This window comes from Pandoraea pnomenusa (assembly GCF_000767615.3).
GTDB lineage: Bacteria > Pseudomonadota > Gammaproteobacteria > Burkholderiales > Burkholderiaceae > Pandoraea > Pandoraea pnomenusa.
In genome coordinates this window covers 186326-207486 of sequence record NZ_CP009553.3, presented here as the reverse complement: position 1 = coordinate 207486, position 21161 = coordinate 186326, and the positions used below count along the sequence as shown (strand labels likewise).

21 protein-coding genes are annotated in these 21161 nt (G+C 65.5%); 9 read left to right on the top strand and 12 right to left on the bottom strand.

What is annotated here, in order from left to right:
• Nucleotides 1-259: 259 nt before the first annotated feature.
• From LV28_RS24970 to LV28_RS24945, 6 genes are all read right to left on the bottom strand, one after another.
• A complete protein-coding gene (locus tag LV28_RS24970; protein ID WP_023872581.1) occupies nucleotides 260-1966 on the bottom strand; it encodes a ShlB/FhaC/HecB family hemolysin secretion/activation protein in 1707 nt (568 codons plus the stop codon).
• A 259-nt stretch (nucleotides 1967-2225) separates the two neighbouring features.
• A complete protein-coding gene (locus LV28_RS24965) occupies nucleotides 2226-3521 on the bottom strand; it encodes an NAD(P)/FAD-dependent oxidoreductase (RefSeq protein ID WP_023872582.1) in 1296 nt (431 codons plus the stop codon).
• Between the two features lie 10 nt (nucleotides 3522-3531).
• Nucleotides 3532-4080, bottom strand: coding sequence for a c-type cytochrome (locus tag LV28_RS49060; protein ID WP_176582410.1), 549 nt, complete (start codon nucleotides 4078-4080; stop codon nucleotides 3532-3534).
• A 168-nt stretch (nucleotides 4081-4248) separates the two neighbouring features.
• Nucleotides 4249-5016, bottom strand: coding sequence for a BON domain-containing protein (locus tag LV28_RS24955; RefSeq protein ID WP_023872584.1), 768 nt, complete (start codon nucleotides 5014-5016; stop codon nucleotides 4249-4251).
• A 118-nt stretch (nucleotides 5017-5134) separates the two neighbouring features.
• Nucleotides 5135-5722, bottom strand: a complete 588-nt coding sequence (locus LV28_RS24950) for a phosphoheptose isomerase (RefSeq protein WP_023872585.1) — start codon at nucleotides 5720-5722, stop codon at nucleotides 5135-5137.
• 146 nt (nucleotides 5723-5868) lie between these two features.
• Entirely contained in the window at nucleotides 5869-6222 is a 354-nt protein-coding gene (locus tag LV28_RS24945) for a YraN family protein (protein ID WP_024788646.1), read from the bottom strand.
• Nucleotides 6223-6314: 92 nt separating this feature from the next.
• Here LV28_RS24945 and rsmI point away from each other — a divergent pair, with 92 nt between their 5' ends.
• Nucleotides 6315-7199: a 16S rRNA (cytidine(1402)-2'-O)-methyltransferase gene (gene rsmI, locus LV28_RS24940; protein WP_025250116.1), complete on the top strand. Its 885-nt coding sequence runs from the start codon at nucleotides 6315-6317 to the stop codon at nucleotides 7197-7199.
• A 167-nt stretch (nucleotides 7200-7366) separates the two neighbouring features.
• Here the strand turns inward: rsmI and LV28_RS24935 are convergent, their stop codons facing one another.
• The 4 genes from LV28_RS24935 to LV28_RS48220 form a co-directional block, all read right to left on the bottom strand.
• Nucleotides 7367-8161, bottom strand: coding sequence for an ABC transporter ATP-binding protein (locus LV28_RS24935; protein WP_023872589.1), 795 nt, complete (start codon nucleotides 8159-8161; stop codon nucleotides 7367-7369).
• Nucleotides 8162-8163: 2 nt separating this feature from the next.
• Entirely contained in the window at nucleotides 8164-9072 is a 909-nt protein-coding gene (locus LV28_RS24930; protein ID WP_023872591.1) for an ABC transporter permease, read from the bottom strand.
• Nucleotides 9073-9278: 206 nt separating this feature from the next.
• The gene (locus tag LV28_RS24925; protein WP_023598431.1) at nucleotides 9279-10259 is read right to left on the bottom strand and encodes an ABC transporter substrate-binding protein; all 981 of its coding nucleotides are present in this window, start codon (nucleotides 10257-10259) and stop codon (nucleotides 9279-9281) included.
• A gap of 455 nt (nucleotides 10260-10714) precedes the next feature.
• Entirely contained in the window at nucleotides 10715-11320 is a 606-nt protein-coding gene (locus tag LV28_RS48220) for a septal ring lytic transglycosylase RlpA family protein (protein WP_051519087.1), read from the bottom strand.
• A gap of 247 nt (nucleotides 11321-11567) precedes the next feature.
• Between LV28_RS48220 and LV28_RS24915 the strand changes: the two genes are divergently transcribed.
• The gene (locus tag LV28_RS24915; protein ID WP_023598429.1) at nucleotides 11568-12224 is read left to right on the top strand and encodes an MBL fold metallo-hydrolase; all 657 of its coding nucleotides are present in this window, start codon (nucleotides 11568-11570) and stop codon (nucleotides 12222-12224) included.
• Nucleotides 12221-12979: a 3'-5' exonuclease family protein gene (locus LV28_RS24910; protein ID WP_025250115.1), complete on the top strand. Its 759-nt coding sequence runs from the start codon at nucleotides 12221-12223 to the stop codon at nucleotides 12977-12979. Before LV28_RS24915 ends, LV28_RS24910 begins: the two co-directional genes overlap by 4 nt.
• Nucleotides 12980-13092: 113 nt before the next feature.
• On the opposite strand, the gene arsC is transcribed toward LV28_RS24910, so the two are convergent.
• Nucleotides 13093-13449, bottom strand: coding sequence for an arsenate reductase (glutaredoxin) (gene arsC, locus LV28_RS24905; protein WP_025250114.1), 357 nt, complete (start codon nucleotides 13447-13449; stop codon nucleotides 13093-13095).
• Between the two features lie 355 nt (nucleotides 13450-13804).
• On the opposite strand from arsC, the gene LV28_RS24900 reads away from it, so the two are divergent.
• From LV28_RS24900 to LV28_RS24880, 5 genes are all read left to right on the top strand, one after another.
• Nucleotides 13805-15040, top strand: coding sequence for a dienelactone hydrolase family protein (locus LV28_RS24900; protein ID WP_023598426.1), 1236 nt, complete (start codon nucleotides 13805-13807; stop codon nucleotides 15038-15040).
• Nucleotides 15041-15113: 73 nt separating this feature from the next.
• A complete protein-coding gene (locus tag LV28_RS24895; protein WP_023598425.1) occupies nucleotides 15114-15620 on the top strand; it encodes an energy transducer TonB family protein in 507 nt (168 codons plus the stop codon).
• A 56-nt stretch (nucleotides 15621-15676) separates the two neighbouring features.
• On the top strand, nucleotides 15677-16465 hold the full coding sequence (otnI, locus tag LV28_RS24890; RefSeq protein WP_023598424.1) for a 2-oxo-tetronate isomerase: 789 nt from the start codon (nucleotides 15677-15679) through the stop codon (nucleotides 16463-16465).
• Between the two features lie 746 nt (nucleotides 16466-17211).
• Complete coding sequence (locus LV28_RS24885; protein ID WP_023598423.1) at nucleotides 17212-17694, top strand: CoA-binding protein; 483 nt, start codon at nucleotides 17212-17214, stop codon at nucleotides 17692-17694.
• A gap of 99 nt (nucleotides 17695-17793) precedes the next feature.
• Nucleotides 17794-18732, top strand: a complete 939-nt coding sequence (locus LV28_RS24880) for an alpha/beta hydrolase (protein WP_038619248.1) — start codon at nucleotides 17794-17796, stop codon at nucleotides 18730-18732.
• Between the two features lie 103 nt (nucleotides 18733-18835).
• On the opposite strand, the gene LV28_RS24875 is transcribed toward LV28_RS24880, so the two are convergent.
• Nucleotides 18836-19630 carry a transporter substrate-binding domain-containing protein gene (locus LV28_RS24875; protein ID WP_023872598.1) on the bottom strand — a complete coding sequence of 265 codons (795 nt, stop codon included), beginning with the start codon at nucleotides 19628-19630 and terminating at the stop codon, nucleotides 18836-18838.
• 303 nt (nucleotides 19631-19933) lie between these two features.
• Between LV28_RS24875 and hemE the strand changes: the two genes are divergently transcribed.
• On the top strand, nucleotides 19934-21043 hold the full coding sequence (hemE, locus tag LV28_RS24870) for a uroporphyrinogen decarboxylase (RefSeq protein ID WP_048806480.1): 1110 nt from the start codon (nucleotides 19934-19936) through the stop codon (nucleotides 21041-21043).
• Nucleotides 21044-21161 lie beyond the last annotated feature (118 nt).

The following is a 21161-nucleotide window of genomic DNA, read 5'->3' as shown; positions in this document are numbered from 1 at the left end:
TGCAAGCTGCACTGCAACATATCGGACGCCGACGTATCGCGGCGGCCGATGTCATTTCGGTGTTTGCTCGCACGCAATCCGTGTATACGGTTGGATATAGCGCGCCGCGTGTCATGCCAGTGCGCGAAGCGCGGCGTCGCCTTTGTGCAGCCAGCTGCCGGCAGGCGTGAGGGCATGAAGCGCTGTGGCATCAGGGAAAAACCTGATAAGAAAAATAGTGGGGGGACGACCGATGCGCCCCCCGAGATGACCGGCGACCTTACTCGAACTGATATGACCAGTTCGCGTTGAAGCGCAGCGGACGATTCGGCGAGTTGGTGGGCGCGTCCGCCATCGGCTTGGCGATCGAGAGATCGAGCGAGTAGTACTTGCTGTCGGAGATGCGAACGCCCAGCCCCACCGAGGCAAGCTGGTTGTGGAACAGTTGGCCGTAGTTCACGTAGACGCGCGCCGTGTCGAGAATCAGGTACGGCTGAATCGTCTTCAGATAACGGAAGTCGGTGCGGAACATCCGGTTGAGTTCAATCGACGCACCCCAGCCCTTATCTCCGGCAATTTCGCCGGCCGGGTAACCGAGGCCGAAACGCTGGCCGCCGAAGGTCGCCTGTTCGGACGTCGGCAGCGTATTGCCGCTGTACTGCGCCCCGGCGGACACGATCACCCCGAAATCCCACGGCAGCACCACCCCTTGCTTGCCATCGAGCGTAAAGCGCCAGAAGCCGAGGTCGTACGGTCCGAGGATCTGGGCGACCCCGGCCGGCTGCGTCGTGTAAGCCTGACTCGCCCCCATGCCGTTGAAGCCCTTGAACACGCCGAGCGTGGCGCTGCGGGTCTGCTTGTCGGTGACTTCGTTGTAGGCGAGCTGTACCTGCCCGGCGCGCACGTTCGTCTGCGAATTGATGTAGTTGGGCGAGTTCGGCACTTCGTAGCGGTCGCGCGAATTCACCCCGTACATGCCGCCGCTCACCGTGAGACTGCGCTGGTTGTTGAGCAGGATGGGGTACGACACGCCCACGGCGATGCGCTTCGTGTCGAGATGTCGCGTGAGGCCGGCGAGCGCCTGATCGTCCGGCTGACCGCGATAGTGCGATGCGTCGAGGCGCGCCTGAAGGCCGTTCGAGCCCAGCGGCTGGATGTACGACGCCGCGTAGAACTCTTCGTCGTTGTGCCCCTTCGGCGCGATGGCCGTTAGCTGGATCTGCTCGCCCAGCGGCGTGAGGGCATTGCTCGTCACGGTGAACACACCGCGAATGCCCGGATTGTTATACGAGAGCGACGTGCCGAGCGCGACCGGCTGGCGCGAAACGTCCAGCGAAAGCTCCGTCGCACCGTCGGTTTGCGTCGGCGGCTGCACATCGGCCTTGATCTTCATGCCGGGCACGAGCGTGAGCAGGTTCAGATAGCGCTCGAAGGTGGCGCGCTTGAGCGGCCGCTCCGCCTCGATGTGTGCGGCGATATCGCGCAGCCGCTGCTCCGACGGTCCCGGCTTGCCGGTGATCCTGGTGCTGGCGATGTAGCCCTCGACGACCGTCACGCGCACGAAACCGTCGTTGAAGTCCTGGGCGGGCACGAAGGCAAAGGACAGGAGATACCCCGCGTCCTGATACAGCTTCGTGACTTCGTTGGCCTTCTCGACCAGATCGCCGATGGTCACTTCCTTGCCCGCCATCGGGGCAAAAAGTCCCGCGACCTGATCGAAAGGCAGTGATTTCACGCCTTCGATGCCGAAACGCTTCGGGGTGATCTTGCGGGCGAGGAGCGCCTTGAGCGCATCTTCCTGAGTCGGTGGCTGAATCCGAATGGTGGGCGCCGGCGCCTTGGGCACCTCGATCTTCGGAATGCTTTGCATCGGGTCGCCGCGCACCGGACTGGCATCTGCCCACGCCTGTTGCGTGCCGAGCAGGCTGAGGGTGCAAAACGTGACGGCGACGATCTGAACGACTTTGCGGTTGCGAACCGACTTCACCGAGTCCCCACGCACGACGCGTGACGCAAGACGGGACCCTCCCTGGCGATACGCCATCCCTATGCCCCCCAAACGCTGATTTTTTTCGTTGGGCCAGTGTAACCGAGAGGCCGCAGGCCCCGTCAACGAGGGAAACCTGGAGGAATGCGGCACCCGAGCAACACCTGAGGGGCACCCTGTGGCGGCGCGTACGTTCCCCCGCTTAGAGAGCGGCCTCCAAACGTGGTCGCGGCGGGCGCGCGTCCCGCCGTCATCCGCATCAGGCCAGCATGTCGGCCCAGATGCCCTGCGCCCACGCGAGTCCCAGGGCAAACTCGTCTCGCGAGGCGCGTGGTGACGCGCCGCCCGTGCCGGGAACCGGCAGCATGGTGCGTTGCGCGGTGTCGTACCGGTGCACGCTGGCGACGTGCATCGCCTCGGTGGCCGAAACGAACGTGTAACAGGTGTTGCTGTACAGGGGCTCGGGGTTGACCGCTCGCCCGGCGAGCGTGGCAACGATGGCGGCGGCGCACACCTTGCCGTGCTGGTTCGCCATGTGACCGGACTTCGGCATTTGCGGCGCGATCTGGATGGCGTCGCCGAGGATGTGGATATCGGGCTGCGCCGCCGACGCGAAGGTCAGGAAATCGACGTCGCACCAGCGTCCGTTGGCCGTGGCGAGTCCGCTTTGCACCGCGATGTCGCCCGCGCGCATCGGCGGGATGACGTTGAGCACATCGGCGCGGACTTCCTCGCCCAGCTCGAAACGCGCCAGATGCTTCGTGCCGTCGGCGGCCACTTCGGTGCAATTGAATTGCGGGTGGTACTCGACGACCCCGGAAAATTGCGTGCGCCAGACGTCGTGAAACTGTTCGGCTTCGGCGAGTACCTGATCGTTGGCGTCGAACACGAGCACTTTCGCGCGCGGTTTGTGTTGTCGGATCCACGCGGCCGCCTGGCAGGCGCGTTCGTACGGCGCGGGCGGGCAGCGGAACGGCGCTTCGGGAATGGTGATGGCGAACACGCCGCCGTCGGGCATCGCCTTCAGACGGGCGTGCAGCAGCGCGCTTTCGCGCGCGTCCGTCCAGCCGACCGGCAGCGCATCGCGCAGCGCCGGATCGGACAGGCCCGCAATGGCCTCGCGGCGCAACGACACACCGGGCGCCACGATCAGCTTGTCGTACGACAGGCGCGCGCCGTCCGCGAGTTGCACCTGCTTCTTCGCGGCGTCGATGCCGTTGGCTCGCGTGCGACGCCATACGACGCCGTGGCGCGTGACGAGCCTGTCGTACGGCACCGTGAGGTCGCTCACGCGCAAATTGCCGCCCACGACGAGATTCGAAAGCGGCGAGGAGACGAACGCCTCATTCGGTTCGACGAGCGTGACGTCGATCGTATTGCCCGAGAGCACGCGCAACGCCTTGGCCGCCGTGGCGCCGCCAAAGCCCCCGCCGATCACGACGACGCGCGCGCGCGCCCTGACCGGCGTCGGCCAGAGCGGCGCGGCCCACGCGGGCGTCGCGCCGACGCACGCGGCCAATGCACTCATACCGAAGAGAAAATCGCGACGACGCATCATGTCTGACCTATCGCACGGTACGTGCGGGGTTTGCCGGGGACGCTTTCGCCGACGATTTGTCGGCGGCGGACGGCGCGGGCTGGGCGGCGAAGTAAGCGGCGATGCGCTGCAACTCGTCGTCGCGGTAGCCCTTGAGGAGCTGCGGCATCAGCGTGGCGCCGCGCCGGGCGTCGCGCATGGCTTGCAAGGTGGCCATGAGCTCGGCCGCCGGCCGGCCTTCCAGTGCGGGAAGCACTCTCTTGCCCGCGCTGATCGGGGCCGACGCGTTATGACAACTCATGCACGCCATCGCCCAATCGCGCGCCTGCCAGTCCGGCCGATCGGCGGCCGACGTTGCCGCTTCCGGCGCCACATACACGGGCGACGCCGCGCGTACCCCGGCTGTCGGTGCGCCGTGCGCGAGCTTGGCCGTGCCCCCTAAGGCAGTCCCTAAGGCAGCCCCCAGGACGAGCGCCGCCGCGATCATACGCGCCGTGCGCGGATCGCGGGAACGATGGCGGTGGGGCGATTCGGCATCGGTGGAACCGACGCGACGGTAAGCGGCGGGTGTGGGCACGCGTGTCGTCCGAAACGGTTGGGGTTGGGTTGGGTGGGGCCCGCGGGAACCGGTTGAGAGCGCTTGAATGCGGCTGAAGGCGATCTGAAGCGTTCGGTCCGAAGTCGATGACTGAAAGCGGCGAGTCGCGATGCGTTGCGACTCGCCAGCGTTCCGGATCCGCGTGCGTCAGTTGCCGGTCTTGTTCGACGGCCCGGGCTTGACCGGCGCGTCGCTGATCGGCGCCGGCGAGGACAGGGGTTTGGCCGTCACCGTATCGTTGCCGATGGGCGTGGTGGTCACCGTGGCGCCCGCGTCCCCCTCCTGCACCGGTGCCGGGTTCTTCTCGGCCTCGGTCGACAGACGCTGCGCTTCTTCCGGTTTCACGTACTCATACAGCTTGACGACCTTCTGCACGCCATCGATACGGCTGGCCACGTTCGCGGCGATGCGGCCCTCCTCTTCGGACACCAGGCCCATGAGGTAGACGTCGCCGCGCTCGGTGACCACCTTGAACACGTTGGCGGAGATTTCCTTCGTGTTGATCAGGTTGGCCTTGACCTTGCTGGTGATCCACGCGTCATTCGAGCGCGAACCGAACGAGCTGGCCGGTCCGAGGGCGAGTTCGTCGACAATGCCGCGCACGTTGCTGATCTGCTTGACGATCTCGACGGCGCGCTGCTTGCTGGCGTCGTTCGGCACTTCGCCGGTCAGGAGCACACGGCGGTTGAACACCGTCACGTTCACATGCGCGGCATCGGGCAGGTTGTTGGCGATATTGGCTTCGGACTTGACCTGGATTTCCCGGTCCTCGGTCTGCGCCCCGACCGAACGACGGTCGGTCGCCACGAGGGCGCCAGTGGCCGCACCGCCGAGAATGATGGGGGCACAACCGGCCAGGGTTGCGGCAATCAACGCTGCCGCGGCAAGCGGCTTGACCGCGCGTTGGAAACTCATCGGGCATTCTCCTTGTTGGATGGTCGAACGGGGCGGCCCCCGCCGCGCCCAGCCGGCACCGCCCGCCCCCGCGACCCGGTGCCCGTCATGATCTTGACGCCTCGTGGCGACAATAGGTTCACTCGTCGCCGAGCAGCGCCGAGTCGATCAGGTCGCAAAGGCAGTGGATGGTCAACAGATGAACTTCCTGAATTCGCGCGGTGCGATCGGCTGGCACGCAGATGTGCACGTCGAGTTCACCCAACGCGTCGCTGACTTTGCCGCCGCCCTTGCCGGTGAGCGCAATCACATGCATGCCGCGCTGATGCGCCGCCTCGATGGCGGCGAGCACGTTGCCGGAATTGCCCGACGTGGTGATCGCGAGCAGCACGTCGCCCTCGTGTCCGAGCGCGCGCACCTGCTTCGAGAAGATGACGTCGAAGTTGTAGTCGTTGCCGACGGCGGTCAGGATCGACGAATCGGTCGTCAGCGCGATGGCCGGCAGTTCGGGCCGCTCACGCTCGAAGCGGCCGACGAGTTCGGCTGCGAAGTGCTGGCAGTCGGCCGCAGAGCCGCCGTTGCCGCACGCAAGAATCTTGTTGCCGTTGGACAGCGCCTCGACCATGAGGTCCGCTGCGGCGGCGATGGGGTCGGCCAGCGCATCGCGCGCTGCCAGTTTGGTCGCGACGCTATCCGTGAAGTGTTGCTGAATTCGTTCGATCGACATGGTCGTTTGCCAGGGTATCGCAAATGCCGCCGGCGCCGCGCGGTTGCCCCGAGGGGTCGTCGGCCGCGCCGGCCGGCGTTCCGAGGCCGTCAGTCCTGAAAACGGCACTGCCGCAAGTGTAACAGGGCCGGGGCAGGCGGGTTCCGTCAGAGGTCGTCCGCCCGAAAGGCGTCGCGAAGCCATCGCGCCACCGGCGGACACCCGTCGAAGGTCACGACGTCAAACCGGCAGCACGCCGCCGGACGCCGCAGCAGGTAATGGCGCGCGGCAAGCGCGAGCCGACGCCGCTTGGTCCGCGTGATGCTCGCCGCCGCCCCGCCGAAGTCGCTGCGCGAGCGGGCGCGGACCTCGACAAATACCAGCACGCCCTCCCGATCCCGCATAATGAGGTCGATTTCGCCGCCACGGCAGTGATAGTTGCGCGCCAGCAGCCGCCAGCCGCGACGCTCGAGCATCGCCTGTGCACGGCCTTCAAACGACTCTCCTCGCTGATTCGACATGGTTGTTCCGATGTTTACCGTTACCGGCCGCGCCGGTCTCCCCCGAGCCCGCGCGCGCCGCTCGACTACGCCGCCGACCGGAGATCAATGCCATGGATGAACGCCTGATGGCGCTGGCCGAAGGCCAGCATTACCCGACAGGCACGCTGTACGTGGTGGCCACGCCGCTGGGCAACCTGGCCGACATCACCGTGCGCGCGCTTCACATCCTCGGCATGGTCGATGCCATTGCCTGCGAAGATACGCGCAACAGCGCGCAGTTGCTCCAGCGTTACGGCATCGACAAGCCGTTGATTGCGGCCCATCAGCACAACGAGAACGAAGCGGCGACGCGTCTGGTGGCGCGCTTGCGCGAAGGCGAGCGCATTGCCTACATCTCCGATGCCGGCACGCCCGGCGTCTCCGATCCGGGCGCGCGACTGGTCGATGCGGTGCGGGCGGCGGGTCTGGGTGTGGTGCCGGTGCCGGGCGCGAGCGCGGTCATCACGCTGCTCTCGGCCGCGGGCGCGTGGGTCGATACATTCACGTTCGTGGGCTTTCTGCCGTCAAAGGCACAGCAGCGCGCGCAGGCCATCTCGGCGCTCGCGGGCTCGACTTCGGCCCATGTGTTCTACGAAGCGCCACATCGCATCGTGGAGACGGTCGCCGCGTTGGCGGACGGACTGCCGGGCGAGCGTCGCCTGCTGATCGGCCGCGAGCTCACCAAGCGCTTCGAAGACATTCACGAGTGCGCACTGGCGGACGGCGTGGCGTGGCTGAAGGCCGACGCGAACCGTCAGCGTGGCGAGTTCGTACTCGCGGTATCGGGCGCGGCCGCAAGCGCGGGCGGCGACGGCGTGGACGCTGAAGCCGAACGTGTGCTCGCCCTGCTCGTTGCCGAGCTGCCGACGAAGAGCGCCGCCAGACTTGCCGCGGCGATCACCGGCGCGCCGAAGAACGCCCTCTACGAACGCGCCCTCGCGCTGAAGCACGACTGACGCCGCGCGCGGCATGCAGCCACGTGCCGCGGGCGTTGCACGGTACCGAGAGGAAACGCCGCGGCGTTCGAAAATCGGAAGTGTCCGATGCCCACGGCGTGGTTTTCCCGTGCATCGACGCAAGAAAAAGCCCGCCGAAGCGGGCTTTTTCATGGGCATTCGAGCGATCAGCTCAAAAGCAATGCGTCGTCATCGAGTTGCTCACCGCGCGTGCGCTCGAACATCTGCAGCAGGTCAGGCACATCCAGCCCCTTGCGTTCGTCCCCGGAGACATCGAGGACGACCTTGCCCTGGTGCAGCATCACCGTGCGCTCGCCGTAATCGAGCGCCTGGCGCATGCTGTGCGTGACCATCATGGCGGTCAGCTTGCTCTCCTGCACGATGCGCGCCGTGAGCTCCAGCACGAATGACGCCGTTTTCGGGTCGAGGGCCGCCGTATGCTCGTCGAGCAGTAGAATGCGCGACGGCTGCAACGACGCCATCAGCAAACTGACCGCCTGGCGCTGTCCGCCGGAGAGCAGGCCGATGCGGTCCGAGAGCCGGTTCTCCAGCCCGAGGTTCAGCAGGCTCAGTTTTTCCCGGAAGCGTTCGCGCAGATCGCGGTTCAGCGCAAAGCCGAAACCCCGACGCTCGCCGCGCTTGACCGCCAACGCCATGTTTTCCTCGATGGTCAGCGCCTCGCAAGTGCCGGCCATCGGGTCCTGGAATACACGCGCCACCTGGCTCGCACGTTGCCATGCCGTCTTTCGGGTGACGTCGTTGCCATCGATCGAGATCGTGCCCGAATCCACCGAGAGATCGCCGCTGATCGCGTTCAGAAACGTCGACTTGCCCGCACCATTGGAGCCGATGACGGTCACGAACTGCCCCGTCGGGATCTCCAGCGACATGCCGCGCAGCGCGCGATTCTCGATCGGCGTGCCCGGATTGAAAGTGATCTTGAGGTCTTTTGCGCTCAACATTGTCAGGCACCTCCGTTCTTGCGCGCGAACAGCTTGCGACGCGTTGCCGGCAGCACCAGCGCCACCGCAACGAGCAATGCCGTCACCAAGTTCAGGTCCTGCGCCTTCAGACCGATGAAATCGCTGTTCAATGCCAGTGCGATGAAGAAGCGGTACAGCACCGCACCCACCACCACGGCAAGCGTCGTGAGAATGAGCCGGCGCGCCGGCAGGATCGTCTCGCCGATGATCACCGCCGCCAGACCGATCACGATGGTACCGATGCCCATCGAGATGTCCGCGCCGCCCTGCGACTGCGCAAACAGCGCGCCGGCGAGCGCCACCAGCGCGTTCGAGAGCGCCATGCCGGCCAGAATCTCATGCCCGGTGTTCACGCCCTGAGCCCGCGCCATGCGCGGATTGGCACCGGTGGAGCGCATGGCGAGGCCCTGCTGCGACGAAAAGAAGTAGTCGAGACCGAACTTCACCACGGCCACCACGACGAACAGCAGCAGCGGACGGCCTACGTAGTCGGGCAGCCAACTCGTCACACTGTCGGGCAACAGCAGCGTGAAGACCGTCGGCGACGTGATCAGCGGCACGTTCGGCGCGCCCATCACCCGCAGATTGATGGAGTACAGCGCGATCATCATCAGGATACTGGCGAGCAGATCCATGATCTTCAGGCGCACGTTCAACCACCCGGTAATGAAGCCGGCCACCGCGCCCGCCGCCATGGCCGCCAGGGTGGCCGCAAACGGGTTCATGCCACCGGCGATGAGCGTCGCCGCCGCCGCGCCGCCAAGCGCGAAGCTGCCGTCAACCGTCAGATCGGGGAAATTGAGGATGCGAAAGGAAATCAGCACCCCGAGCGCCACCAGGCTGAAGATCAGGCCGATCTCCAGTGCGCCCATCATAGAAAAAAGGGACATGTTCGTAATTCCACTGCGCAAGACGGTCCATGCCGGGTCTCGGCAGTTCAGGTCAAAGCCGGTCGTTGTGCGACCGCGTTTCGGGGGAAGCCGTCTCGCCCATTCGATAGGAAAAGAGCGGCGGGGACAGATCGTGTCCTGGCGCCGCCCTGTCGCATCCCGGCGCCACGGGCATCGCCCGCGTCGCCGGTGTTACGCGCGCTTGCTTATTTGATGACTTCCTTCGCTTCCTTCACCAGGTCGGCCGAGAGCTTCACACCCTGCTTCTCGGCAGCGCCCGGATTCACGAACAGTTCCAGATTCGAGCTCGTTTGCGAGGCGATCGCGCCCGGCTTCTCGCCCTTCAGGATACGAACGACGACCTTGCCCGTCTGGCGGCCGAGATCGTAGTAGTTGATGCCCAGTGCTGCAATGGCGCCGCGCTTCACGCTGTCGGTGTCCGACGCGACCAGCGGGATCTTGCGGTCATTGGCCACCTTCACCAGCGATTCGTACGCCGACACCACATTGTTGTCGGTGTTCGTGTAAATCACGTCGACCTTGCCGGCCAGGCTGCTCGCCGCCGAGCTGATGTCGACCGTACGCGGCGCGGCCGCTTCGACCAGCGTCATGCCCTTGGCGGGCAGCAGTTTCTTGAGCTCGTTGACGACGACCACCGAGTTGGCTTCACCCGGGTTGTACACCATGCCCACGCGCTTGGCGTTCGGCACGACGCGCTGGATCAGGGCCACCTGCTTGTCGAGCGGCAAACGGTCCGACACACCGGTCACGTTGGTGCCCGACGGCTCCCAGCTCTTGACCAGTTGCGCGGCGACAGGATCGGTCACGCCCGAGTAGACGAGCGGCACCGTCTTCGTCGCGGCGGCCACGGCCTGTGCCGTCGGCGTGGCGATACCGATGATCGCGTCCGGCTTGTCGCCCACGAACTTGCGCGCGATCTGGGCGGCCGTACCGACGTTGCCCTGTGCGCTTTGATATTCCCACTTCAGGTTCTTGCCGACCTCATAACCTTCTGCCTTGAGTTCGTCACGTGCGCCATCACGAATGGCGTCGAGCGCCGGGTGCTCCACGATGGCCAGCACGGCCACCGACTTCGTTTGCGCGAATGCCGCGCCCGTCGCCCCCAACAACGTTGCGGCCACCGTGCACAACAGGGTGCGCTTGGCGAATTTGCCCATCGTCGACATTGAAACTCCTCCAGGAATGCTTTTTGATAGGTGCGCCGTGCCCGGGTCTCGGCGGGCATCGTCCGGATGCACACAAAGCGTGCACCTGCGCGTGGGGCACAGTCTACCCACATCCCCCGAAGCGAACAACGGTTGCCGACGCAACCTTCGGAAAGGCCCGTGGCGCATCGAATCACGCCGGATTCGCGGCACATTGATGCCGCAATCGGAAAAAAATTAGCGCATTTGGTCGCGAGTTGTTCCGCACGCGCACGTTTGTGCGACGCGTTCAGCCAATGAGATTCGGTAAAAATCGAAATAATGCGGGAGGAATAGACGGCGATTGCGTTGATTTGCACAACAAATGGTCGATCAGCGTCCCGCTTTTCGAGCGTCGTCCGAGACGAAATTCGGAATAGAACCGGTGGATGCCGGCGTGCCCCGCGTGTTCGGGGCACTGAGACGCCCGCCGAAGCTCAGCGAGCGTCGTTGTTGGCGTCGTCGAGACCGAGGGCGGCGACTTCGCTGCGTGACAGGCGGCGAATCTCCACCTTGGCGTGGCCGGCACGCACGAAGCCGAGCTGTTTGGCGGCGGCGTACGAGAGGTCGATGATTCGATTGCGCGCATAAGGGCCACGGTCGTTGATCTTCACGACCACGGTTTTGTCGTTGGCGGTGTTTCGCACCAGCGCAAAACTCCCGAGCGGCAGGGTCGGGTGTGCTGCGGTCGCGTCGTTCATATCGAACGCTTCGCCGGTGGCGGTGCGCCTGCCGTGAAACTTCTTGCCATACCAGGAAGCCATGCCGGTCTGAAAGAACGTACCGGCATCGGCGCGCAAGCGCGCTTCGCCGTCGCGTTCCGGTGCGTCGGGGTCGCCTGGAGTGAGCCCCTCGTTGCGGTAAGACCGGCCGGGCCAATGGAGATCGAAGCTCGAGCCGACCGGTGCGTTGGCTTCGCGCGCACGGGCGCGCGCGCCTGTCGCCGAGGTGGCGGCAGCCGTCTGGCTGGTGGGTTCGAGCGGCGTTGTGCAGGCTGTCAACGTCAGGGCGAGGGCGCAGCAGACCGCGAACCGTGTGAGCATGTCGCGTGTTCGCATAGCCCGTGAGTTTAACACGCCCCCCTCGTCAACCTATCAGCGAGCGTTCACTTACGCGCAAATACTTGGTTACAAAGCGTTACGGCGATTTGGGGGACCGCCTCCAATGATCGCGGCATGGAAGACAGCCGGCGATTTCACCGAAGCGCCAACCCGGCCCACCGCGCCGTCGCCCCGGCGGGCGCCGCCCGGCCCGATTTACAATAGTGAAAAACCGCGTCCCCGATACCTCATGAACGTCACCCTGATTCCTGTCACGCCTTTCCAGCAAAACTGCACCTTGCTCGTATGCGATGCGACCCGACGGGCCGCCGTGGTCGACCCCGGCGGCGACATCGACCGGATTGCGGGCGAGATCGAACGTCAGGGAGTCACGCTTGAGAAGATCTTCCTCACGCACGGCCATCTGGACCACTGCGGTGGCGCAGGAGCGCTGGCGGCAAAGTACCACGTGCCGATCGAAGGTCCGCACCCGGACGACGCCTTCTGGATCGACCAGCTCCAGGCGCAGAGCGCGCGTTTCGGCTTCCCCGAGCCGGAACCGTTCTCGCCGGACCGCTGGCTGGGCGACGGCGACACCGTGAGCTTCGGCAATGTCACGCTCGAGGTGTTCCACTGCCCCGGCCATACCCCCGGGCATGTGGTGTTCTTCTCGAAGGACGAGCGGCTGGCCAGCGTGGGCGACGTGCTATTCGCGGGCTCCATCGGCCGCACGGACTTCCCCCGCGGCAACCATGCGGACCTGATCGCATCGATTCGCAATAAGCTCTGGCCGCTCGGCGACGACGTCACGTTCATCCCGGGTCACGGTCCGGTGTCCACGTTCGGGCAGGAACGCCAGACCAACCCGTATGTCGCCGACTCGGTGCTCGCACGGAGTGCCGTATGAGTCAGGCCGTCTCCCGCACGCCATCGCGCATCATTCCTGTCGACGAGGAGATTTTCGTCAGCACCGACGTCGAGGCTGACGGCCCCATCCCGGGTCCGCATTCGATGCTGAGTTTCGCTTCTGCGGCCTACACGGCCGATAAGGAGCTCATCGGCACGTTCAGTGCCAACCTGGAATGCCTGCCCGACGCCAAGGGGCATCCGCTCACGATGAAGTGGTGGAAAACGGAGCCGGACGCATGGGCCGCCTGCCGCGTCGATCCGGAAGACCCGGCCAGGGCCCTCAAGGCCTATGTGAAGTGGGTCGAGAAGCTTCCGGGCAAACCGGTGTTCGTGGCGTACCCGGCAGGTTTCGATTTCACGTTCATGTTCTGGTACATGATGCGCTTCGTCGGTCGTTGCCCGTTCTCGTGGTCCGCGCTCGACATCAAGACGCTCGCGTTCGCCATGACCGGCATGCCGTATCGCAAGTGCATCAAGCCGCGCCTGCCGCAGGTCTGGCTCGACCCGCTGCCGCACACACACGTTGCACTCGACGACGCGCTCGAACAAGGCGCCCTGTTCTGCAACATGCTCGCCGAACTGCGCGAGCAGCAAAAAACGCTCACCGAGCTGCCCGGCTGGCGTGGCGCAGGACTCACCGCCAACGCCGACGCACCGGTATTCGGTTCGGCCGGCGAGGCGGCGACGGCCGCGGCCGCCAATGCCGAGTCGCCCGAAGCCGGCCCGGGCAAGGACAGCGCAGCCCACGGCTGAGCGCCGACGACAAGGCAGGGCGCGTGCCGTGCATCGCGACGCGCCCGCCACATCGAAGCAGGTTCACCTCGACATGGCGCGGCGCAGTCAGGCCCGACGCGCCCGGCGGCGCGTCACAGCACGCCGTTCGCCAACGCCGGCGGACGCGCGATCACGGCCTTGTCGCCATTGACCACGATCGGACGCTGCAACAGCTTGGGATGTTTCGCCACGGCCGCGAGCAATTGATCGTCGGTCAATGCCGGATCGTCCAGTCCCAGTTCCGAATACTCGGTCTCGTTACTGCGGATCATTTCTCGCACGGGCACGCCCAGCAGCGCGTGCAGACGCTTGAGCTCCGCCGCCGTGGGCGGGGTCTTCAGATATTCGATGATTTGCAGGTCGCCGCCGCCCACGGCCGGGGATCCTTCGACGAGCGCCAGCGCTTCACGCGACTTCGAGCAGCGCGGGTTGTGATACACGGTGATCATGGTCACTCCATCCAATGCGTCCGGAAAGCGTCCGGCGCGACGCGCAGCGTCACGCCTGGAACGTGCGCTCCGAGTATGCATGGTATCGTCGGATACCGCCACTCACGGGCCACCGGTGCCACGCATCCGGCGCCGATTCGGATGTTGGCTTCTCAACCGCTTCTCAACCGCTTCTCGACGTTATTAACCTCCCGCTTCGTTCGACGTACACGCCGTAGCCGGAACCACGCCCCGCCCTTTTGGTGCGCTTCGTGCTTCGACTCCGTGTTAACCGCGCTGCGCACCAGCCTCGCGCCGCCTAAGATGGCAAATAGCGCGGTACGTCGCCCGATCCGGATTTTCTGGAGACAGTGACATGGCAGGACGCTTCATCAGCATCAAGTCGCGCGACGGCAAGACCTTCCAGGCCTACCTGGCGCTTCCCGAAGGCGCGGGCAAGGGTCCCGGGCTGGTGTTGTGTCAGGAGATCTTCGGCGTGAACGCTTACATTCGCGAACTTGCCGACCGATACGCCGAAGAGGGCTACGTCGTTCTGGCCCCCGATCTGTTCTGGCGCATCGAGCCCGGGATCGAACTCGGCTACACGCCGGGCGACTGGCAACGTGCATTCGCGCTGTTCCAGAGCTTCGACGTCGATCTCGGCATGGAGGACGTAGGGGCGAGCGTCGACGCCTTGCGCGCGCTGCCCGAATGCGTGGGCGGCGTGGGCGTCGTCGGCTACTGCCTTGGCGGCAAGCTTGCCGCGCTGTCAGTCACGCGAACGAGCGCTGACGTGGCCGTGGGCTATTACGGCGTGGGGCTCGAGCAGCATGTCGACGAACTCGCGACCGACCACCCACCGCTGGTGCTGCATATCGCCGAGCTCGACAAATACGCTCCCGCCGAAGTCCGGGACACGCTTGCGACACGGCTGGGTGGCCGCCCCGACGTCACGCTGTACACCTACCCCGACGCCGATCACGCATTCGCGCGCCCGGGCGATCACTTCAACCGCGCCGCGACACAGCTGGCGCATCAGCGCACGATCGGCGCCCTGCGTCGCGCGATCGGTCCGCACTTCGATTTCGCATCGCTGTGGGAGACGCATTGCGCATACGAATTCGCCATCCGCGAGATCGAGCCGCTGATGAAAACGATGGTCGCCGAACCGTACGTCAATCACATTCCCACGATGACGGGCGGTGTCGGCCATCAGCAGCTCGCGCATTTTTACCGTCACCATTTCGTCAACAGCAATCCGCCCGACACCCGGCTGATTCCGATTTCGCGCACCATCGGCGCGACCCAGCTCGTCGACGAGTTGCTGTTCTCGTTCACCCACACGACGCCGGTCGACTGGATGCTGCCGGGCGTGGCGCCGACGGGACGCCGGGTCGAGATCCCGCTCGTGGCGATCGTGCGCTTCCGGGGCGGCAAGCTCGAACACGAACATATCTACTGGGATCAGGCGAGCGTACTGGTGCAGATCGGTTTGCTCGATCCCACCGGCCTGCCGGTGGCCGGCATCGAAACCGCGCGAAAGTTGCAGGACGAGAACCTGCCGTCCAATACCTTGATGCCGAACTGGTCGTACGGCATCAAGGCGAATTGAGGCACCCGACGGGAAGGCAGGCGCACGACGTGAATAACGAACGAAATGTCGCGAACGTTGCGGGAGATGGCAGATGAATACGCAACTTTCCCCGCGCCTGCCAGGCTGGCGGGCGGCGGGCTGGCTTACCGTGGCAGCCTGTGCCTTGACGGTCACCGGCTGCGCCAATCCGGATTTCGAACCGAGGAAGCCCCTCGTCCTCGATCTGCTCCACCGCCCTGCCCCGCTCACGGCGCTGGACCAGTACAAGGTCGCGGCGGCGCAACGCGTGAGCGAGGTCAATGCTCGGCAGATCACCCCGGGCAATCCCCAGCCGATGCTGCGCTCGGTCGTGTCGCTCGAGTATTGGGTGGATCGCGGCGGCAACATCACGAGCGTGCTGCTCTATCGCAGCAATGGCGACCGCGAGGCCGAGCGTATTGCCGTGGCAAGCCTGCGTCGTGCGAGCCCACTGCCCGCACCGAGCCGCGCGCTGGTCGACAGCAGCGGACGCGTGCGCGCCGTGGAGACGTGGCTCTTCAATGACGACGGGCGTTTTCAGTTGCGCAGCGTGGCGGCGGCTCAGGTCGACGGGGAGTGATATCGTGACGGGCATACGTCCACCTGAGCGCCCGGCTTCGGGCCACGGAGATTTCCATGCCGCGATTTGCCGCGAACCTGACGCTGCTCTATCCGGAAGTGCCGTTCCTCGACCGCTTTCGCGAGGCCGCGAGCGACGGCTTCCGGGGCGTCGAATTCCTGTTCCCCTATGACCATCCCGCGCAGGAGATACGAGCGCGGCTCGACGACGCCGGATTGACGCAGGTGCTCTTCAACACCCCCGCCGGCGATTGGACGAATGGCGAGCGCGGTCTGGCGGCCCTGCCCGGACGAGAAGCTCAGTTTCGCGACGGCCTCGAGCGCGCGCTCGACTATGCCGACGCACTGGGCTGCCGCCAGTTGCACGTGATGGCCGGATGTCCCGACCCGGCCCAACCACCCGAGCAGTGCCACGCCGTCTTTCTCGAGAACCTCGCATACGCGACCGGTCAGGCCGCCGCGCACGGTGTCACGATCCTCATCGAACCGATCAACCCGCGCGATTTCCCGCGTTACTTCCTCACGCGGCAGGATCAGGCACACGCCATTCGCCAGGCCGTTGGCGCCAGCAACCTCAAGGTGCAGTTCGACGTGTATCACTGTCAGATCGTCGAGGGCGACCTGGCGGTCAAGCTGCGCCAGTCCATCGCGAACATCGCCCACGTGCAGGTCGCCGGCGTACCGGCGCGCCACGAGCCCGACACGGGCGAAGTGAATTACCCATTCCTGTTCCGTTTGCTCGACGAGCTCGGCTATGCGGGTTGGGTGGGATGCGAATACCGGCCGCAGGGCGCAACGCGCGCCGGCCTGGGCTGGCTAAAGCCGTGGCTCAGGGCCACACGATGAATGACTTGCTCATGCGACGGTGCTCTGGCGTCGGCCGGACGTCTGCCGATGGAACCCGTCAGGGAATTACGCAGGAGTGAATCGATTTCCGGACATGACTCGGAGAGCGAATCAAATCGCGCGACATGTCGGACGAAGGGTGAGGAAAGATGTAGGACCGCGCAGGCAAAAAAAATGGCGGGACACACGGGCCCGCCAAAACCACACGCTACGGGGTTAGCGCGAGGAGACCAGATTCGGAGCACTGCATCGAACTACCTCGCAATTGCGCCGGGGGACGCGTTTGCCGATACAGTCGCGCTGCTGCGTTACCGGGGGATAAGCACATCAGCGTTGAGATGCATTGTGTGGGAAACGTTTGGCAGGAGGGGTAACAAAGTGTTTCAGGTTGTAACACCTCGGGCGCATTTCAACGCGACCACATGACCTGTCTGCCTTGTCCCACAAGGGTTTCACGATTGACATCTCGACCGGGAATTGGTTCGCATTCCTGAGCAACTTGCTCAATTAAGCATTTCCGGTTCGGTGCCCGGCGCTCCGCCTCGTCGTCGACACGTTCGGCGCCCGGGTTGCACACCGTGGGCGTCAATGTGCTAACTTCAATCTTTGTGCGTGGCAGCAAAGTGGCTGCCCGGACGCCCGGTGCCGCCTCCGCCATACGCCGGCGCACCCATTTGGGGCACCGGCGACGCACACCGAAAACCGAATTCGTCCAACCACCGCTTCGGCCCCGGGGCCGCATTCGCATGGAAACCATTGAACGACTGGGGCAGATTCTGGCGCGCGATCGCGTCATCGGCGTCGTGGGCCTGTCGCCGCGGCCCGATCGGCCGAGTTACACCACGTCGCGCTACATGCAGCAGCACGGCTATCGCATCGTGCCGATCAACCCGCAGGCCGCCGACTCGGGCGAGAAGATTCTGGGCGAGACGGTCTACGCCAGTCTGACCGAGGCGGCAGACGCCTTGCGCGCCGAGGGCCTGCGCATTCAGATGGTCGACTGCTTTCGCCGTAGCGGCGACATTCCGCCAATCGCCGACGAAGCGGTCGCCATCGGCGCCAACAGTCTGTGGATGCAGTTGGGCATCGAAAACGACGAGGCCGCCGCCGTCGCGCTGGCGGCGGGGCTCGACGTCGTGATGGATCGCTGCGTCAAGATCGAGCATCAGCGCTGGACGATGCTCGGTGGAGGCGACTCACCGGCCGCGACGCGCACGAACGCGCGCTGACCGGGCGACCTGCTTTCTGTTTCGTTCAGCGGCCTGTTCCGCCAGCGCCGGATCATCCCGGCATCCCTTTTCGCCAACGCCACGCATCCGCCTGCCGACATGACCATCGACGCCGATCTACTCGCCTATTACGACCAAATGGCGCGCAAGTATCCCGAGCCCGCCAGCGCCGCCGCGCCGAGCCCGCAAGCGGTGCGCGCCAGGTTCGCCACCGTCGCCACTGAGGCGCTGCGCCCGCTGCCGGCCGGGCTTCGCAGCGAGACGTTCGTCATTCCCCTTCCCGGGCGCGATCTGCGCGCCAGGCTGTATCGACCGGTGACTGGCGAAGTCCCGCTGGTCGTGTACTTCCACGGCGGTGGCTGGGTCGTGGGTGATGTCGATACGCATGGCACGCTTGCCGCCTTTCTTGCGCAGGACGGCGAGGTGGCCGTGCTCAGCGTGGATTACCGCCTGGCACCCGAGCACCCGTTCCCCACGCCCGTCGACGATGCGCGCGAGGCGCTCGCATGGGCTGCGGAGCAGCGAGCGCGTCTCGGGGTGCGCACGGACCGTCTGGCCGTCGCCGGCGACAGCGCCGGGGGACATCTCGCGGCACAGGCGGCGGCGTGGTTCAACGACCGGCATCCCGGCACGGTCGGCGCGCAATTACTGATCTACCCGGTAGTCCAGCATCGCTTCGACACGCCGAGCTACGAACGCCTGGCCGACGGCGTCGGGCTCACGCGCGACGAAATGCGCTGGTATTGGCGGATGTTCCTCGGCGACGCCGAGCCGGCGGCGAACGACGTCCGCGTCAACCTGATGGCCGAGGCGCCCCGTCATCCGCTGCCGAGCACGCTCGTCATTGCGGCCGAGTATGACCCGCTGCACGACGAAGCGGTGTCGTACGCCGAGTTCGTGGCGCGCACTGGCGCCCGGGCCGAGGTCGTGCCAGCCGCCGGTCTCACGCACAGCTTCGCGCGGTTGCAGCCGTTCGTGCCCCAGGCACGGCTCGTGATGCACGACGCCGCGAAGCGCCTGCGGGACTGGCTCGCCTGAAACCGCGGCGTTCAGGCGAGCATGCCGGCGAGCCATCCGGCGAAAAGACGGCCGAGACCGTCTTGCACCGGACGTTCGGCCGCCACGGCGACGGCCGTTGCGCTTACTTCAGCCACTTGTCGACGACGGCCTGATACTCGCCGGTCTTCTGCGCGAGGTTCAGCCACTGGTCGACGTAGTGCTTGAAGATGTCATCACCGCGAGGCAGCAGATACGCCTTCTCGCCGAACTGCAGCGGCTTGTCGGGATTCACCGGGCAGAGCGTCGGGTTGAGTTTGTGCTGCAGGAGCGTCTCGGACGAGTCGGTGACCATCACATCGGCCTTGCCGTCGGCGATCTGCTGGAAGATCGTCACGTTGTCCGGATAGATCGTGAGGTTGGCGTTCGGCAGGTACTGTCTCGCGAAGCGCTCGTTCGTGCCCCCGGGGTTTGCAATGGCCCGCGTGGTCGGCTTGTTCAGGTCGGCGAGCGTCTGGTATTTCGACACATCGGCACAGCGCACGATCGGCGACTTGCCGTCGATCATGACCACCCGGCTGTAGTAGGCGCGCGCGGCGCGATCGAGTGTGACCGAAATCCCGCCCACCGCGATATCGCACTTGCCGGCGGTGAAGTCCGCCATCAGGCCTTTCCACGTGGTCGGCACAATCTCCGGCTTCACGCCCAGCGACTTCGCAAGCGACGCCACCAGATCCACGTCGATGCCTTCGAACTGGCCGTCCGGGCGACGATACGAGTAGGGTTTGTAATCGCCCGTGGCGCAGGCGCGCAACGTGCCCGACTTCACGATGTCGTCGAGCCGGGAATGGACGGCCGGCGCGGGGGTGGATTGCGCGAAGGTGGCGGATGCGGCAAGTGCCGTTGCCACCACAAGGACCGCGCGGGCGGCCGTCTTCATGACATTCATGTTTGTCTCCTGTTGTTATGCGATGTGATCGACGAAGTGCCGACGCACTGTCCGACGTGGCGCGCGACGTGGTGCGCGACGCCCAATACTAATCACACACCCGGAAGCCGCCAACCATCATGACAGGTTGCGCGTTGTCTTCCCGCCATACGCGTGGCAAAACCCCCGGGGGTCCCGCCGTCGCGTGGCGCCTTGCGCGTTTTTCCCGACCGTCACGCCCGCTCGCGGCGACTTCCTGTCTTATCTGCGGCATAACGGCCCGCAAAGCGACCGCGCGCGGGATACCCGAGTAAAATGGCCGCTTGCCCAAACCATCCAACCCACCGCTGCGACGTGTCCCAAGCTCTGCAAAACGATACTTTCCTGCGCGCCCTGCTGCGCCAGCCGACCGAGTACACGCCGATCTGGCTGATGCGCCAGGCGGGCCGGTACCTGCCCGAGTACAACGCCACCCGCGCCAAGGCCGGCAGCTTCCTGGCACTCGCCAAGAATCCCGCCTACGCCACCGAGGTCACACTGCAACCGCTCGAGCGCTTCCCGCTCGACGCCGCGATCCTGTTCTCCGACATTCTCACGATTCCCGACGCCATGGGCCTCGGCCTGTCGTTCGAAGCCGGCGAAGGGCCACGCTTCGCGCATCCGCTGCGCACCGAAGCCGACGTGCGCCGCCTTCAGGCGCCGGATCTCGACAGCCTGCGCTACGTTTTCGACGCGGTGAGCGAAATCCGCCGCGCCCTGAAGGGCCGCGTGCCGCTCATCGGCTTCTCCGGCAGCCCGTGGACGCTTGCGTGCTACATGGTCGAAGGCGCCGGATCGTCGGACTTCCGCACCGTCAAGACGATGATGTACGAGCGTCCTGACCTGATGACGCACATTCTCGAGACAAACGCGAAGGCCGTCGGCGACTATCTCAATGCACAGATCGAAGCCGGCGCCCAGGCGGTGATGGTGTTCGACACGTGGGGCGGCGCCCTCGCCGACGGCCTTTACCAGCGCTTCTCGCTCGCCTACATGCAAAAGGCGCTCGCCGGCGTTCACCGCGAGTGGAACGGCGCGCGTATTCCACACATCGTCTTTACCAAAGGCGGCGGGCAATGGCTCGAGGCCATCGCAGAGACCGGCCCGGACGCGATCGGACTGGACTGGACCGTCGATCTCGCCGCGGCGCGTCGCCGCGTGGGCGAACGTTGTGCACTGCAAGGCAATTTTGATCCGACGGCCCTTTTTGCCTCGCCCGAGGCCATCCGCATGGAGGTCCGCCGCCTGCTCGACGCCTACGGCAATGCACCCGGTCACGTCTTCAATCTGGGACATGGCATTTCCCAATTCACGCAACCCCAGCACGTCGCAGCGCTCGTCGACGAGGTGCACAGCTATAGCCGCAAGCTGCGCCAGATGGCGTAAGCGGTGACCCGCGCCAGCGACGGCGCGGGTTTGCGAGTCATTTCGCCCTGCAAACCCAACCGCCGTTTGAAGCACGCAATGTCAAGGGCCAAGTCATCGAAGAACCCTTCCAATTTGC